Source organism: Micromonospora sp. RV43, assembly GCF_001029515.1.
Classification (GTDB): domain Bacteria; phylum Actinomycetota; class Actinomycetes; order Mycobacteriales; family Micromonosporaceae; genus Micromonospora; species Micromonospora aurantiaca.
The window spans coordinates 1-15,472 of the sequence record NZ_LEKG01000184.1 but is presented as its reverse complement, the minus strand read 5'-3'; the positions used below and the strand labels follow the sequence as shown (position 1 = coordinate 15,472).

14 protein-coding genes are annotated in these 15,472 nt (G+C 71.5%); 7 read left to right on the top strand and 7 right to left on the bottom strand.

Annotated elements, in window-relative coordinates:
* The first annotated feature begins 580 nt into the window (after positions 1-580).
* Positions 581-2,347, top strand: a complete 1,767-nt coding sequence (rny, locus tag ABD52_RS31285) for a ribonuclease Y (RefSeq protein WP_047894123.1) — start codon at positions 581-583, stop codon at positions 2,345-2,347.
* Positions 2,348-2,404: 57 nt separating this feature from the next.
* Here the strand turns inward: rny and ABD52_RS31280 are convergent, their stop codons facing one another.
* Genes ABD52_RS31280 through ABD52_RS31265 form a run of 4 tightly spaced genes read right to left on the bottom strand, consistent with a single transcriptional unit; the run spans position 2,405 to position 5,796 of the window.
* On the bottom strand, positions 2,405-3,370 hold the full coding sequence (locus tag ABD52_RS31280) for an amino acid ABC transporter permease (protein WP_047894122.1): 966 nt from the start codon (positions 3,368-3,370) through the stop codon (positions 2,405-2,407).
* Complete coding sequence (locus tag ABD52_RS31275; RefSeq protein WP_047894121.1) at positions 3,367-4,074, bottom strand: amino acid ABC transporter permease; 708 nt, start codon at positions 4,072-4,074, stop codon at positions 3,367-3,369. Before ABD52_RS31275 ends, ABD52_RS31280 begins: the two co-directional genes overlap by 4 nt.
* Before the next feature lie 36 nt (positions 4,075-4,110).
* Positions 4,111-4,989, bottom strand: a complete 879-nt coding sequence (locus tag ABD52_RS31270) for a glutamate ABC transporter substrate-binding protein (RefSeq protein WP_047894120.1) — start codon at positions 4,987-4,989, stop codon at positions 4,111-4,113.
* 51 nt (positions 4,990-5,040) lie between these two features.
* Complete coding sequence (locus tag ABD52_RS31265; RefSeq protein WP_030269781.1) at positions 5,041-5,796, bottom strand: amino acid ABC transporter ATP-binding protein; 756 nt, start codon at positions 5,794-5,796, stop codon at positions 5,041-5,043.
* A 199-nt stretch (positions 5,797-5,995) separates the two neighbouring features.
* On the opposite strand from ABD52_RS31265, the gene selD reads away from it, so the two are divergent.
* A complete protein-coding gene (gene selD, locus ABD52_RS31260) occupies positions 5,996-6,985 on the top strand; it encodes a selenide, water dikinase SelD (protein ID WP_013474478.1) in 990 nt (329 codons plus the stop codon).
* Between the two features lie 214 nt (positions 6,986-7,199).
* Positions 7,200-7,679 carry a hypothetical protein gene (locus ABD52_RS31255; RefSeq protein ID WP_013284739.1) on the top strand — a complete coding sequence of 160 codons (480 nt, stop codon included), beginning with the start codon at positions 7,200-7,202 and terminating at the stop codon, positions 7,677-7,679.
* Positions 7,680-7,757: 78 nt separating this feature from the next.
* Here the strand turns inward: ABD52_RS31255 and ABD52_RS31250 are convergent, their stop codons facing one another.
* Positions 7,758-7,985 (bottom strand): DUF2277 family protein, encoded by a 228-nt coding sequence (locus ABD52_RS31250; protein WP_047894119.1) that lies wholly within the window; start codon positions 7,983-7,985, stop codon positions 7,758-7,760.
* A 52-nt stretch (positions 7,986-8,037) separates the two neighbouring features.
* On the opposite strand from ABD52_RS31250, the gene miaB reads away from it, so the two are divergent.
* Positions 8,038-9,537: a tRNA (N6-isopentenyl adenosine(37)-C2)-methylthiotransferase MiaB gene (gene miaB, locus ABD52_RS31245; RefSeq protein ID WP_047894118.1), complete on the top strand. Its 1,500-nt coding sequence runs from the start codon at positions 8,038-8,040 to the stop codon at positions 9,535-9,537.
* A 91-nt stretch (positions 9,538-9,628) separates the two neighbouring features.
* Here miaB and ABD52_RS31240 read toward each other — a convergent pair whose 3' ends face one another.
* Both ABD52_RS31240 and ABD52_RS31235 read right to left on the bottom strand, forming a co-directional pair.
* The gene (locus ABD52_RS31240; protein ID WP_047894117.1) at positions 9,629-11,251 is read right to left on the bottom strand and encodes a cellulase family glycosylhydrolase; all 1,623 of its coding nucleotides are present in this window, start codon (positions 11,249-11,251) and stop codon (positions 9,629-9,631) included.
* A 331-nt stretch (positions 11,252-11,582) separates the two neighbouring features.
* Positions 11,583-12,791, bottom strand: coding sequence for a DUF349 domain-containing protein (locus tag ABD52_RS31235; RefSeq protein WP_047894116.1), 1,209 nt, complete (start codon positions 12,789-12,791; stop codon positions 11,583-11,585).
* A gap of 204 nt (positions 12,792-12,995) precedes the next feature.
* Here ABD52_RS31235 and ABD52_RS31230 point away from each other — a divergent pair, with 204 nt between their 5' ends.
* The 3 genes from ABD52_RS31230 to dapF are packed head-to-tail and all read left to right on the top strand — an operon-like array spanning position 12,996 to position 15,470.
* Entirely contained in the window at positions 12,996-13,715 is a 720-nt protein-coding gene (locus tag ABD52_RS31230) for a hypothetical protein (protein WP_047894115.1), read from the top strand.
* A complete protein-coding gene (gene miaA, locus ABD52_RS31225) occupies positions 13,712-14,617 on the top strand; it encodes a tRNA (adenosine(37)-N6)-dimethylallyltransferase MiaA (protein ID WP_047894114.1) in 906 nt (301 codons plus the stop codon). Before ABD52_RS31230 ends, miaA begins: the two co-directional genes overlap by 4 nt.
* Before the next feature lie 7 nt (positions 14,618-14,624).
* Complete coding sequence (gene dapF, locus ABD52_RS31220) at positions 14,625-15,470, top strand: diaminopimelate epimerase (protein WP_047894113.1); 846 nt, start codon at positions 14,625-14,627, stop codon at positions 15,468-15,470.
* Positions 15,471-15,472 lie beyond the last annotated feature (2 nt).

Genomic DNA, 15,472 nt, shown 5'->3' with positions numbered 1-15,472 from the left:
GTCGATGGGGGAGGGGGCCTGAGCAGGTCGGGAGCGGCGAGCAGCGGCGCCGGAGGGCGGGGTTTGTCCGGGCCTGTCCGGCATCTGATCACCACTGAGTGACGCCGCAACTTCTCTCCGTCCGGGTGGTTTGATCATGACTCCTTGACCGAACGGCCCCTCGCGACCTAGCCTCGCCATACAGGCTCACTTTGCCCGACCAGCGCAGGCTAAGCGCACAACATAGATCTCGTAACAGAACAGCATCACTTTGGCCAGCTACACCGGCCCTTGACGGAAGCTCCGGAACCTTTCGCAGCCTCCGACAACTGCAACCGGCCGCCAGCGGTGCCCCATGAGGGACACCGCCGACGGAAAGCTGCCCACAGCCAGCCGCTCCGGTCGGGCGTCCAGAGCCGCAGGCGCGTGTCCTTCGCGCGTGTCCTGCGGCGCCGACGTTTCAGGGGGAGGCGGCCATGGCAGGGCGGCACAGGTTCACCGGCGGTCTGCCACACGGCCCCGAACCCGCATCGGCGGGCGACAACCCGGCCACCGGGCATCGGCGGGCGAGTGTGCCCGCGTACCGGTGCGGAGCGGCTCGATGAGCGCCTTCGACATCGTCCTCCTCCTGGTCGTGCTGCTGCTGGTCGTGGTGGTGGTCGGCGCCGTGCTGTTCGGCGTGCGTACCCTCAAGCGGCTCAGCCTGGCACCCGCGCCGGAGGATCCGGCGTTCATCGCGGAGAAGGACCGGCAGGAGCAGTCCCTCGCGGCGTTGCGGACGGCCGCCGACGAGGTGAACAGCACCATCGACGTGGCGAAGTCCGCTGCCTCCGCGGCGCGGGCCGAGGCGGCCGCCGCCAAGGCGGAGGCGAAGGCGGCGCGGGCCGAGGCGCGGCGGGTGCTCGACGACGCCCGCGCCGAGGCCGACACGGTGCTGGAGCGCGCGCACAAGCAGGCCGAGGCGGACGCCGAGCAGTTGCGCGCCGCGGCGCGGCGCAGCGGCGAGCGGGAGGTGGCGGTGCTGGCCGCCACCACCCGGGAGCAGGCGGCCGAGGTGGAACGCCGCGCCGCCCGGATGGACGAGCGGGAGCGGCTGCACACCGAGGAGGTGGAGCGGCTGGCCGAGCGGGAACGGCAGCTCACCGCCGCCACCGCGGCGCTGGCCGCCCGGGAGGCCGCCCTGGCCGAGCGCGAGCGGGTGCTGACCGAGGTGGAGGAGCAGCGCCGCCGGGAGCTGGAGCGGGTGGCCGGCCTGACCGCCGACGCGGCCCGCGCCGAGCTTGTCGAGTCGATCGAGGGGCAGGCGAAGCGGGAGGCCGCGCTGCTGGTCCGGGAGATCGAGGCGGACGCCCGGGGCAGCGCCGAGCAGCGTGCCCGCAACATCGTCGTGGACGCCATCCAGCGGGTCGCCAGCGAGCAGACCGCGGAGAGCGTGGTCAGCGTGCTGCACCTGCCCGGCGACGAGATGAAGGGGCGCATCATCGGCCGCGAGGGGCGCAACATCCGCGCCTTCGAGTCGGTCACCGGCGTCAACCTGATCATCGACGACACGCCCGAGGCGGTGCTGCTGTCCTGCTTCGACCCGGTACGCCGCGAGGTCGGCCGGGTCACGCTGGAGAAGCTGGTGCTGGACGGCCGGATCCACCCGCACCGGATCGAGGAGGTCTACGACCTGGCCCGGCAGGAGGTCGAGGAGCTGTGCCTGCGGGCCGCGGAGGACGCGCTGGTCGAGGTCGGCATCACCGAGATCCACCCGGAGCTGGTCACGCTGCTGGGCCGGTTGCGCTACCGCACGTCGTACGGGCAGAACGTCCTCAAGCACCTGGTGGAGAGCGCGCACATCGCCGGGGTGATGGCCGCCGAGCTGCGGCTGGACGTGCCGACGATCAAGCGGTGCGCGTTCCTGCACGACATCGGCAAGGCGCTCACCCACGAGGTCGAGGGCAGCCACGCGATCATCGGCGCGGACGTGGCCCGCAAGTACGGCGAGAGCGAGGACGTGGTGCACGCCATCGAGGCGCACCACAACGAGGTGCCGCCGCAGACCATCGAGGCGGTGCTGACCCAGGCGTCTGATGCCTGCTCGGGCGGGCGGCCGGGTGCGCGGCGGGAGAGCCTCGAGGCGTACGTTAAGCGGCTGGAGCGGATCGAGGAGATCGCGGCCGGCAAGCTGGGCGTGGAGAAGGTCTTCGCCATGCAGGCGGGCCGGGAGATCCGGGTGATGGTCAAGCCGGACGACGTGGACGACATCGGCGCGGCGGTGCTGGCCCGGGACGTGGCCAAGCAGATCGAGGAGGAGCTGACCTACCCGGGTCAGATCCGGGTGACAGTGGTGCGCGAGTCGCGGGTCACCGAGATCGCCCGCTAGACCCGAATACGAAAAGGGCTGGCCGGTACGAACCGGCCAGCCCTTTTTTTGTGCCCGTCAGACGCCGCCGGCACCCTCGGCCTGCGAGGTGAGCGCGGCCGGCGGCGTGGCCGGCGCCGGGGTGCCGGCGGTCTTGCGGCCTCGCGAGAGCCGGCGCTGGACGTACTGGGCCAGCTTCGACAGCGAGTAGTTGATGGCGATGAACAGCACGGCGATCACCACGTACACCTGGATCGGGTTGCCCAGGACGCCGATGATCTGCTTGCCGATGTTGAGCGTCTCCTCGTAGCTGATGATGAAGCCCAGCGAGGTGTCCTTGAGCACCACCACGAGCTGGCTGATCAGCGCCGGCAGCATGATCCGGAAGGCCTGCGGCAGCAGGATCAGCCCGGTGGTCTGGAACGGGGAGAGCCCGATCGCGGCGGCGGCCTCGGCCTGCCCGCCGGGCAGGCCCTCCATGCCCGAGCGCAGGATCTCGGCGATGACCACGGAGTTGTAGATGGTCAGGCCGATGACGAGGTACCAGAGGTTGTCGAACGAGGCGCCGAACTCGGGGAAACCGCGCGCCACGAAGAAGATGGTGATGACGACCGGCAGGCCGCGGAACACCTCGACGCAGACCCGGGTCACGGCGGCCAGCACCCAGCTCAGCCCGCGCAGCAGGTACGCCACTGGTGCGGTGGCTCCGGTGAAGCGCCGCCGGGTCAGGCTCTTGAGCTGGATCCGCAGGACGGCGAGCAGGGTGCCGACGACGAGCGACGCGACGATGGCCAGCGCGGCGGCGACCAGGGTGTTCTTGAGGCCGATCCCGATCCGGTCCCAGACGAGCGGGAAGTTCTCGTTCGAGGGGTCGACCAGCGGACCCCACAGCTCCATCGAGAACTGGCCCTTGTCGGCCAGCGGGCGGTAGATGAACAGGTAGGCGCCGGCCAGCACCACCACGACGGCGATCAGGCTGCTGATGAGCGTGACGCGTCGCTGGCGCGGCCCGGGGATGTCGTAGAGGACGCTCTGCTGGCTCATCGGGCCACCGCCTGTCGCTTCTCGATCCGGTCCAGCAGGGCGCCGAGAGGGACTGTCATGATCAGGTATCCGACGGAGATGCCGATCGCCACCGGGATGAAGGGGTAGCCGCCGGCGGAGGTGAGCTGATCGGCGGTCTGGGAGAGGTCACCGACCACGCCGAAGAAGCCGACGAGCGCGGAATTCTTGATCATCGCGATGATGACCGAGCCGAGCGGCACCACCGAGGCCTTCCAGGACTGCGGGAGCACGACGTGCCGCAGGTTCTGGCCGAAGGTGAGGCCCAGCGAGCGCGCGGCCTCGGCCTGACCGGGCGGCACCGCGTTCACGCCGGAGCGCAGGGCCTCGCAGACGAACGCCGCGGTGTAGAGGACCAGCGCGATCAGGCCGAACCGGAAGTAGGGCAGGTCGGTGCCGAGCCGGGTGAAGATCGACTCCAGGCCCGGGATGCGCAGGAAATCGGCGTTGGAACCGAGCGCCGGCAGGCCGAACGCGGCGAAGAACAGCACGACGGTCAGCGGCAGGTTCCGGAAGACGTTCACGTACGTGGTGCCGACCGCGCGCAGCGGTGGCACCGGCGAGATCCTCAGCACCGCCACGACGGCGCCCAGGATCAGGGCGCCGATCGCGGCGAGAAAGCAGATCTGGAGGGTGAGCCAGAACCCGCCCGCGAAGACGTCGAACTTGTCGATGAGCACACTCACGGGTCGGTTTCCTCCCCACCCTCCGGATCCAGCGGATCAGTAGCGGTTGACGGCGGGCGGGTCGCCCAGGGTGGCGCCGAACTTGCCGGCGGTGTCGTCCCACGCCTTCTTCCAGCTGCCGTCCTGGAAGGCCTTGTCCAGGGTGTCGTTGATGAAGTTACGGAAGTCGGTGTCCTCCTTCTTGACACCGATGCCGTACGGCTCCTTGGTGAAGTTGTCGCCGGCCATCTTGAAGGACGCCTCGTCCTTGGCGATGTAGCCGAGCAGGATGACGTTGTCGGTGGTGACGGCGTCGACCTGCTTGCCCTTCAGGGCGTCGCGGCACTTGTCGTAGGTGTCGAAGAGCACCAGCTGGGTGGCGACGTCCTTGACGTACTTCTTGATCTCCTCGGCCGGGGTGGAGCCGGTGACCGAGCAGACCTTCTTGGTGCCGTCCTTGAACGAGTCCGGGCCGGTGATGGCGGCCTCGTCCTTGCGGACCATGATGTTCTGGCCGGCCTCGTAGTACGGGCCGGCGAAGGCGATGCGCTCCTTGCGCTTGTCGTTGATCGTGTAGGTGGCCGCGACCAGGTCGACGGTGCCGTTCACGATCACGTCCTCGCGGACCTTCGACGGCGTCTCGACGTACTCGATCTTGTCCTCGGGGATGCCGAGTTCCTTCACGATCAGCTTCGCGACCTCGACGTCGAAGCCCTCCGGCTTGCCCGACAGGCCCTTCTGGCCGAAGCCCGGCTGGTCGAACTTGGTGCCGACCTTGATCTTCTGGGCCTTGTTCAGCCGCTCCATGGTGCTGCCGGCCGCGAAGTCCTTGCTGCCGGCGCCAGTGCCCTCGTCGTCGCTGTCGCCACCGCAGGCGGACAGGCCGAGCGCCAGAGTCGCCGCTGCGGCAACCGCCGCCACGCGCTTGTAACGCATACTCAATCTCCTTCTTCGACGGAGTCGACGGGACGACTCCACTACGGACGCTCAGTGGGTGAGGATCTTGGAGAGGAAGTCCTTGGCCCGCTCGCTGCGCGGGTTCGCGAAGAACTCGGCCGGCGGCGCGTCCTCGACCAGCTTGCCGTCGGCCATGAAGATGACCCGGTTGGCCGCGTGCCTGGCGAAGCCCATCTCGTGGGTCACCACGACCATGGTCATGCCCTCGCTCGCCAGCGACGTCATCACGTCCAGCACCTCGCCGACCATCTCCGGGTCCAGCGCGCTCGTCGGCTCGTCGAACAGCATCGCCTTGGGCTGCATGGCCAGCGCGCGGGCGATCGCCGCCCGCTGCTGCTGACCGCCGGAGAGCTGCGCCGGGTACTTGTCCGCCTGGTTGGCGATGCCGACGCGGTCCAGCAGGGCCAGGCCCCGCTCACGGGCCGCGGCCGGCTTCTCCTTGCGGACCTTGACCGGCCCCAGCGTGACGTTCTCCAGGATGGTCTTGTGCGCGAAGAGGTTGAACGACTGGAACACCATGCCGACCTCGCTGCGCAGCTTGGCCAGGGGCTTGCCCTCGGCCGGCAGCGCCTGCCCGTCGAACGTGATGGTGCCGTTGTCGATCGGCTCCAGCCGGTTGATGGTGCGGCAGAGCGTCGACTTGCCGGAGCCGGACGGGCCGATGACCACGACCACCTCGCCCCGGCCGACGGACAGGGACACGTCGTCGAGCACGTGAAGCGGCCCGAACCACTTGTTCACCCCGTCGAGCACGATCAGCGGGTCGCCCGTCGTCACGTCGTCCACCGTCCCTGTCGTCCATGGCGGAATTCGGGGGTCGGTCGACCCCCGGTTGGGCAACTGTAGGCGGGGTGATGTGGCAGATCGCAACTCAGATGGTCACGGAGCGGTAACACCGGTCACCGGCGTACCGGCCCGTCCGAATTTCGTCACCCGCCGGTGGGGCCGGGTGGCGCCGCCGGGGCAGGCCGGAGATCATAAGGCGGTGACCGACGCGATCCGGCTGACCGACTACGCACGTGGTGGCGGTTGCGCCTGCAAGATCCCACCCGGCGAGCTGGAGGCGATGGTCGCCGGTCTCGGTGCCACCGGCGGCTCGGCCGACCTGCTGGTCGGCCTGGAGAACGGCGACGACGCCGCGGTGGTCCGGCTGGACGAGCGTACGGGCCTGGTGAGCACCGCCGACTTCTTCACCCCGGTGGTCGACGACGCCTACGACTGGGGGCGGATCGCCGCCGCCAACGCGCTCTCCGACGTGTACGCGATGGGCGGCACCCCGCTCGTCGCGCTCAACCTGCTCTGCTGGCCGCGCGGCGTGCTGCCGCCGGAGATGGCCCGCGAGGTGCTGCGCGGCGGTCTGGACGTGGCCCGGGAGGCGAACTGCCACCTGGCCGGCGGGCACAGCGTGGACGACGACGGCCCGAAGTACGGCCTGGCGGTCACCGGCGTGGTCCGGCCGGAGGAACTGATCACGCTCGACGCGGGGCGGGCCGGGCTGCCGCTGTCGCTGACCAAGCCGCTCGGCGTGGGCGTGCTCAACACCCGGCACAAGCAGACCGGGCAGCGCTTCCCGGAGGCGGTCGAGTCGATGGCCCGGCTCAACCGGGACGCGGCCCGCGCGGCGATCGCCGCGGGCATCCGCTGCGGCACCGACGTGACCGGCTTCGGCCTGCTCGGGCACGCCTCGAAGCTGGCCCGCGCGAGCCGCCTGACGGTGGCGATCGACGCGGCGGCGGTGCCGTATCTGACGGGCGCGCGGGAGGCGCTGCGCGACGGGTACGTCAGCGGCGGCACCCGGCGCAACCTGGAATGGGTCACCCCGTGGACGGACTTCGGCGGCGCGGACGAGGGGGAGCAGCTGCTGCTGGCCGACGCGCAGACCTCCGGTGGCCTGCTGGTCGCCGGTGAGGTGCCGGGCGGCACTGTGATCGGCGAGCTGCTGCCCGCGTCGGAGCACCTGATCCGAGTGCGCTGAGCCGCCGGATCCACGGCGCGGCTGGGCCCTCGCCGCGGCACCGTACCCGATAAACTGTCATCTTCCAGCTACTCCGGGCAACGTCGCCCGAGGGAATTTTGCCCGGAATGGTCACAGACCGGTAACTTGCGCCCGGCTGAGGTCAAATGCACCCCACCATCGTCATTAAGGCCCGATCCGGAGGCCGGTGGAACGAGCGCAGCGAGGAGGCGGCATGACCGAGCTGTGGAACTGGAGAATCGACGGCGGCGAGCCGGTGGAGGTCTACCCGGCACTGGCCGAGGCGCTCGGCCGGGTGGTGATGCCCATGGCCGTCGCCGACCCGATGCGGCTGCCCGCGTACGCGGTGGTCTGCGACGTGTGGGAGGCGCCCGGGCTGTACGGCACCGTGGTCGACTGTTACGGGGTGCCCGAGAGCCTGTCCGAGCTGCCCGCGATCGCGGCGCTGGCCCGGCTGCTGGGCCGCAACTGCCTGATGCGCGACGACACGCTCGACGCCGGCCGGCACCTGCTGGTCGCGCCGGACGGCACCATCCGGCCGGTGCACTTCGACGTGGCCGACACCGACGACGGCGAGGTGCTCAGCCACCACCGGCTCTGCACCGTCGCCGACGCGCGCTGCCGGGGCTGGTCGCAGTGCCACCGCTCCCGCTGGGCCCCCGACACGGTCGCCCCGGCGCTCGCCGCCGCCTGATCGCGAACGCCGGCCGGCATCCGTGACAGGTGCTCGCCGCCGTGTCCCCTCCGGCGGCGAGCGGTGGCGGCCCCGGGCTCAGCCCCGGGCCGCCGGCTGCTGCCCCCGCACCACGAGCTGGTCGAGCAGCGACGCGGTGGCGGCGGCCACGGCGTCCACAGCGGCGTCGAACGCGGCCGCGTTGTGCGCGGCCGGGGTACGGAATCCGGAGATCTTCCGGACGTACTGCAACGCGGCGGCGCGGATGTCCTCCTCGGTCACCACCGGGACGTACGGCTCACGCAGGGTCTTGATGCTCCGGCACACGGCTCCTCCTCGTTCGATCCGATCGGCTCCACCCGGATACGCTGTCCGGGTCATGACTACCGCAGCCGCGGGCAGCCCGCGCACCTATCAGGTGCGTACGTACGGCTGCCAGATGAACGTGCACGACTCCGAGCGCATCTCCGGCCTCCTCGAGGACGCCGGGTACGTGCGCGCCGCGGAGGCCGACGAGCAGCCCGACGTGGTGGTGTTCAACACCTGCGCGGTCCGGGAGAACGCCGACAACCGGCTCTACGGCAACCTGGGTCATCTGCGCCCCGTGAAGGCGAAGCACCCCGGGATGCAGATCGCCGTCGGCGGCTGCCTGGCCCAGAAGGACCGCGGCGACATCGTCCGCAAGGCGCCCTGGGTGGACGTCGTCTTCGGCACGCACAACATCGGCTCGCTGCCGGCGCTGCTGGACCGGGCGCGGCACAACGCCGCGGCCGAGGTCGAGATCCTGGAGTCGCTGGAGGTCTTCCCCTCCACGCTGCCGACCCGGCGCGAGTCGACGTACGCCGGGTGGGTCTCGATCTCCGTCGGCTGCAACAACACCTGCACGTTCTGCATCGTGCCTTCCCTGCGCGGCAAGGAGAAGGACCGCCGCCCCGGCGACATCCTCTCCGAGGTCCGCGCGCTGGTCGACTCCGGCGTGCTGGAGGTGACGCTGCTCGGGCAGAACGTCAACTCCTACGGTGTCGAGTTCGGCGACCGGTACGCGTTCGGCAAGCTGCTGCGCGCCTGCGGCGACATCGACGGGCTGGAGCGGGTGCGGTTCACCAGCCCGCACCCGAAGGACTTCACCGACGACGTGATCGCCGCGATGGCCGAGACGCCTAATGTCTGCCACTCGCTGCACATGCCGTTGCAGTCCGGCTCGGACGACGTGCTGCGGGCGATGCGCCGCTCGTACCGGTCGGAGCGTTACCTGGGGATCATCGAGAAGGTCCGGGCGGCGATGCCGGACGCGGCGATCACCACCGACATCATCGTCGGCTTCCCCGGCGAGACCGAGGCCGACTTCGTCCGCACGCTCGACGTGGTCCGGGAGGCCCGGTTCTCCTCGGCGTTCACGTTCCAGTACTCCAAGCGCCCCGGCACCCCGGCCGCGACCATGGACGGCCAGTTGCCCAAGCAGGTCGTGCAGGAACGCTACGAGCGGCTGATCGCCTGCGTCGAGGAGATCACCTGGGCGGAGAACAAGAAGCTCGTCGGCGAGACAGTCGAGGTGCTCGTGGCCGTCGGCGAGGGCCGCAAGGACGAGCGCACCGGCCGCATGTCCGGCCGGGCCCGCGACGGCCGGCTGGTGCACTTCGCCACCGGTGACCTGGCCGGGCGGATCCGTCCCGGCGACATCGTGCACACCACTGTCACGTACGCCGCCCCGCACCACCTCAACGCCGACGGCGCGCCGCTGGCGCACCGGCGTACCCGGGCCGGGGACGCGGCCGAGGCGGGACAGGTTCCGCGTACCCCCGGCGTGCTGCTCGGCTTGCCGACGATCGGCGCCCCGTCCGCCCCACCCGCCCCGGTAGGCGGCTGCGCCGCCCCCTGACCGCATGTAAGGAAGGGCCCCTTTTTAACACTCGGTGTTAAAAAGGGGCCCTTCCTCTACCGCAGGCGTTAAGAAGGGGCCCTTCCTTACATCAGCAGGCGGTGCCGTTGAGCTTCACGCTGCCCGGCGTCGCGGCGGTGCCGTTGGCGGTGAAGCCGACGGTGACCGACGCGCCCGGCGCCAGCGATGACGCCCAGGCCGGCGCGGCAGCAGTCACAGTGGTGCCGGACTGCGTGACAGTGGCGTTCCAGCCGCTGGCGAGCGTCACCCCGGACGGCCACGTCCAGGTGGCCGACCACGGGTTCACCGCGGCGGTGCCGGTGTTCTTGACGGTCAGCTCCCCCTGGAAGCCACCCGACCAGGAGTTGATCTGCTTGTAGGTGGCGGTGCAGCCACCGGTCACCGGAGGCGGCGGGGTGGTCGGCGCCGGTGAGGTGTTCGGCGTGCCGGTCGGCGACGGGCTGGTGGTGCCGCCACCGCCGGTCGGCGGGATCAGGTAGGGCGTGAGGATGTCCTGCTTCGGCTGGTTGATCGTGGTCCAGTCGTCGTTGGCGATGCCGCCCGTGTCACCGGAGTTCGGGTTCCACGACCAGTACGTGAACGACATGCCGTTCACGCCGGTGCCGGTGTACGCCATCAGGTTCTGCAACCAGATCTTGTCCTTCGGGTCCTGGAGCGTGGTGCCGAACTCGCCCATCATGATCGGCGCGATGTTCTGCTTGTAGAGGTAGCCCCAGTACTTGTCCCAGATGGCCGGCATGTTCGCCGGGTAGGTCGGGTCGTCGAACCAGGCCTGGCGGTACACCGAGGTGGCGTACTCGTGCGGCGAGTAGACCAGCCGGTTCGCCACGTTCAGCCGCACCGGGAACTGCCCGGCCTTGGACAGGTTGCCGCCCCACCAGCCGCAGTCCTCGTCGTTGCTGGGGTCGTTGTCCCAGACGTTCGACAGGCCGCCGCTCGGGCAGCTCACCCCCTCCACGAAGATCAGCCAGTTCGGCTGCACGCCGAGGATCGCGTTGCCGGCCCGCTCGGCGGCCAGCCGCCAGTCCCGGGCGGTGTCGCCGCAGCCCCAGCAGGCGCCGGTGGCGGCCGGGTTGGTGCCTTCGGCGTGCGGCTCGTTGTGCAGGTCCGCGCCGATCACAGTGGTGTTGCCGGCGTACCGCTGGGCCAGCATCTTCCAGTCGTTGATCCAGGTCGCCTCGGAGACCGTCGAGGTGTACCAGAGCGGCGACTGCCCGGCCGACGTGGGCCGGTGCCGGTCCAGGATGACCCGCATCCCCTTGCTGCCCGCGTAGTCGATGACCTTGTCGAGGATCTGCAGCGGGGAGAGCCCGATCAGGTCCGGGTTGACGAAGTCGTTGATGCCGGTGGCTGTCGCGCCGGCCTTGAGCGCGTCGTTCGAGTACGGGATCCGCAGCGTGTTGTAACCCAGCCGGGCCATGGTGTCGAGCTGCGAGCGCCACGGGTTGCTCGACCACAGGCCGTGGAACGTCTTGTTGTCGGTCTCCATCCCGAACCAGTTGATGCCGGTCAGCCGGACCGTCGCGCCCGTACTGTCGACGATCTTGTTGCCGCTGGTGTGCAGGTAACCGGTGCCGGTGCCACCGGCCGCCGCGGCGGCCGGTGCGGTGGAGACGGCGGCGGCGACGAGAACGCCGGCTGCCGCGGTGGCGAGCGCCGTCAGGGCGCCGCCGAGGGCGGTGCGTCGGTGCATGGAAGCTCCACTTCGGATGCCCGCGCCGCGCAGGCGCCGCGGGCGGCAGGACCAGGAGGCACGTCCCGCTCGTCATCGAGTACGCGCGCAGCGCGCGCCGGGCCGTGTCGTGTGGACGGCCACCCGCGAGATGTCGCACCGGCGATCGTCGACGGCGCAGATCAGCCGTCGATGCCCTCGTGCCGGTGCCGGAACCTGGCTCCGCCGCTCATTCTGATCAGCCTGCCTCGATGCGTCAACCCGGCCCGGACGCAGGTGAGCCCCCGGCCGACCCGGCCGGGGGCTCACCCGATGTGTCTGTCCGCCGGCCTGCCCGGCCGGGGTGCTCGCGTCAGCCGGCCTGCTCGGCGAGCTGGAGGAACTGCCGCTTCGAGGCGAGCGCCTGCTCGGCCTCCTTGATCCGGCGGGCGTCACCGGCGGCCTGGGCCCGGGCCAGCCGGTCCTCGGCCTCGGCGACCTGGGCGCGCATCTGCGCCAGCAGCGGGTTGTCCTCCTTGGAGGTACGCCGCCACGCCGAGTCCATCACGTCGCGGACCTTGTCGTCCACGGCCCGCAGCCGGCGCTCCAGCCCGGCGGCGGCCTCGCGCGACACCCGGCCGGCCTCGTGCCACTGCGCCTGGATCTCCCGCAGCTTCGCCTGGGCGCCCTTCGGGTCGCCGTCGACGTCCAGCGCCTCGGCCTCGGCCAGCAGCGCCTGCTTACGCTCCAGGTTGGCGCGCTGCTCGTTGTCGCGGGCGGAGAAGACCTCGCTGCGGCGGGTGAAGAACTCGTCCTGCGCGGCGCGGAACCGTTCCCAGAGCTTCTGCTCGGCCTCCTTGGCGGCGCGCGGCGCGGCCTTCCACTGGGCCATCAGGTCCTTGAGCTGACCGGCGGTGACGCCCCAGTCGCTGGAGTCCTTGAGCTTCTCCGCCTCGGCGACCAGCTCCTCCTTGACCGTCTGCGCCTGCTTGCGCTGCTGGTCGAGGGAGGCGAAGTGGGCGCCCCGGCGGCGGGTGAAGCCGTCCCGTGCGGCGGCGAACCGCTTCCACAGCTCACCGTCGGCTTTCTTGTCGACGCCGCGGATGGTCTTCCACTCGTCGAGGATCTCCTTGAGCCGGTCACCGGCGGTCTTCCAGCCGGTCGACTCGGCGGCCAGCTTCTCGGCCTCCTCGACCAGGGCGGTCTTGCGCGCCAGCGCCTCGCCCCGGGCGGCCTCGCGGGCGGCCTTGGCCTCGCCGGCCTTCTCCTCGGCGACGGTGGCCAGCTTGTCCAGGCGGGCGGCAAGGGCGTCGATGTCACCGACGACGTGCGCCTCGGCCAGCGACCCACGGATGCGGCGGATCGTGGTCAGGGAGTGGCCGGCATCAGCCGCGCCCGAGTTGAGCCGGGCCTCGGTCAGGTCGACCTCGGTCACCAGGTCGGCGTAGCGCCGGGCGAAGTGGGCGAGCCCTTCCTCCGGTGCCCCTGCCTGCCAGGATCCGACCACCCGCTCGCCCTCGGCGGTCTTGACGTAGACGGTGCCGTCCTCGTCGACCCGTCCGAAGGCAGTCCAGTCGCTCATGTGCCCATCCTCGTTCTCCCGGCGTCGAGGGGACAGCCCCCTCGTTCGCCGCCACGGCGCAGCAAACTTTCTCCCGGCATTGTCACAGGTCCGCCCCCGTCCGTGTCGAGCGCCTGTCGCCGACCGTGACCATACGGTGTTGTACGCCCCCGATGACCGGATCGGCGCGGGGACGCACCGGGGGATCCCGATAGGTTTGGGGGCGTGTCCCTGGTCGCCGCCGCCGTGTGCCCCCACCCACCGTTGATCGTGCCCGAGCTGGCCGGCGCCGCCGCGCCCGAGCTGGACGACCTGCGCGCCGCCGCCGACGCCGCTGTGGCCCGGCTGCTCGCCGCCGGCCCCGAGGCGATCCTGCTCGTCGGCGGCGGGCCGGAGACCGTCCGGTTCAACGCCGCCGACTGGGGCTCCCTGCGCGGCTTCGGGCTCGACCGGCCGGTGCGGCTGTGGAAGATCTCCTGCTCCGGCGGGGAGCGCCTGCCGCTGAGCCTGACCGTCGGCGCCTGGCTGCTCAACCGCTCCGGCACCGAGCTGCCCCGCCTGGCCCGGTCGGTGGCGCACGACGCCACACCGGCCGAGTGCGCGGAGTTCGGCGCGAGCCTGATCGACGACGACGATCCGCGGGTCGCGCTGCTCGTGCTCGGCGACGGGTCCGCCTGCCGGGGCGTCAAGGCGCCGGGGTACGACGATCCGCGCGCCGAGGCGTACGACGAGGGGGTCGCCGCGGCCCTGGCCGGCGCGGACGCCGATGCGTTGCTCGGCCTCGACCCGGGGCTGTCGGCGGACCTGAGGGTCGCCGGGCGGGCGCCGTGGCAGGTGCTGGCCGGCGCGGTCGGCGCGGCGGGCGGCGACTGGCGCGGCGAGCTGAGCTACCACCGCGCCCCCCACGGCGTTGCCTACTTCGTGGCGAACTGGGAGCGGGCATGACGGTCGTGGCGGTGGTCGGGCCGACCGCGGCCGGGAAGTCGGCGCTGAGCATCGCACTGGCGCACGCGCTCGACGGCGAGGTGGTGAACGCCGACTCGATGCAGCTCTACCGGGGCATGGACATCGGCACCGCGAAGCTGACGCCGGCCGAGCGCGAGGGCGTGCCGCACCACCTGCTGGACATCTGGCCGGTGACCGAGCCGGCCAGCGTCGCCGAGTACCAGGCGCTGGCCCGCGCGGCCGTCGACGACATCCTGGCCCGGGGACGGGTGCCGCTGCTCGTCGGCGGCTCCGGGCTGTACGTGCGGGCGGTGCTGGAGAAGTTCGAGTTCCCCGGCACCGACCCGGCGCTGCGGGAGCGGCTGGAGGCGGAACTGGCGGCGGTCGGTCCCCTGCCGCTGCACGCGCGGCTGACCGAGGCCGACCCGGGCGCGGCGGCGAACATCCTGCCCACGAACGGCCGGCGGATCGTGCGGGCGCTGGAGGTGATCGAGCTGACCGGCGCGCCGTTCACCGCGTCGCTGCCGTCGCCCACGCCGTACTACCCGTCCGTGCAGCTCGGTGTGGACCTGGACACGGCACTGCTGGACGAGCGGATCGCGCTGCGGGTGGACCGGATGTGGGCCGACGGCCTGGTCGACGAGGTGCGGGCGCTGGTCGGCGAAGGGCTGCCCGACGGGCGGACGGCGAGCCGGGCGCTCGGCTACCAGCAGGTGCTGCGGTTCCTGGCCGGGGAGCTGACCGAGGCGCAGGCGCACGAGGAGACGATCCGCGCGACCCGCCGGTTCGTCCGGAGGCAGCGCTCCTGGTTCCGGCGTGACCCACGCGTCCACTGGCTGGACTCGGCGTCGCCCGCGTTTCTCGACACTGCCCTGCGGGTGGTCGCCGAGCATCGGCGATGATGGGGGAGTGGAGTTCACAAAGGGTCACGGCACCGGCAACGACTTCGTCATCCTGCCCGACCCGGACGGCACCCTCGACCTGACACCCGGCCTGGTCGCCGCGCTCTGCGACAGGCGGCGCGGGCTGGGCGGCGACGGCGTGCTGCGCGTCGTACGCGCCGCCAAGCACCCCGAGGGCGTCGCGCTCGCCGGCGAGGCCGAGTGGTTCATGGACTACTGGAACTCCGACGGCTCGTTCGCCGAGATGTGCGGCAACGGGGCCCGCGTGTTCGTCCGCTACCTGCTGGACCGTTCGCTCGCAGCCCCGTCGGGCGGGACGCTGCCGATCGCGACCCGCGCCGGCCTGGTGCGGGCACGCGTCGAGGGCGAGGACGTGGCGGTCGAGATGCGCCGCCCCCGGCTGTACGACACGGCCACCGCCACGCTCGGCGGGCTGACGCTGCCCGGCACCGCCGTGGACGTCGGCAACCCGCACCTGGTGTGCGCGCTGCCCGCCGCGCTGGAGCTGACGGCCCTCGACCTGACCCGCGCGCCCGAGGTGGACGCCTCGACGTTCCCGTCCGGGGTGAACGTCGAGTTCACCACGCCGGGTGAGCCGGTCGACGGCACCGACGGGCACGTGCTGATGCGGGTGTACGAGCGCGGCTCGGCCGAGACGCTGTCCTGCGGCACCGGCGCGTGCGCGGTGGCGGCGGTGGCGTTGCGCGACGCCGGCCTGGACACCGGCACGATGACAGTCGACGTGCCAGGCGGGCGTCTGACGGTCACCGTGACAGCCGATTCGTGCTGGCTCTCCGGCCCCGCCGTCCTGGTGGCGACAGGCACCCTGACCCCCGCCGCCCTGCACCCGTAGCC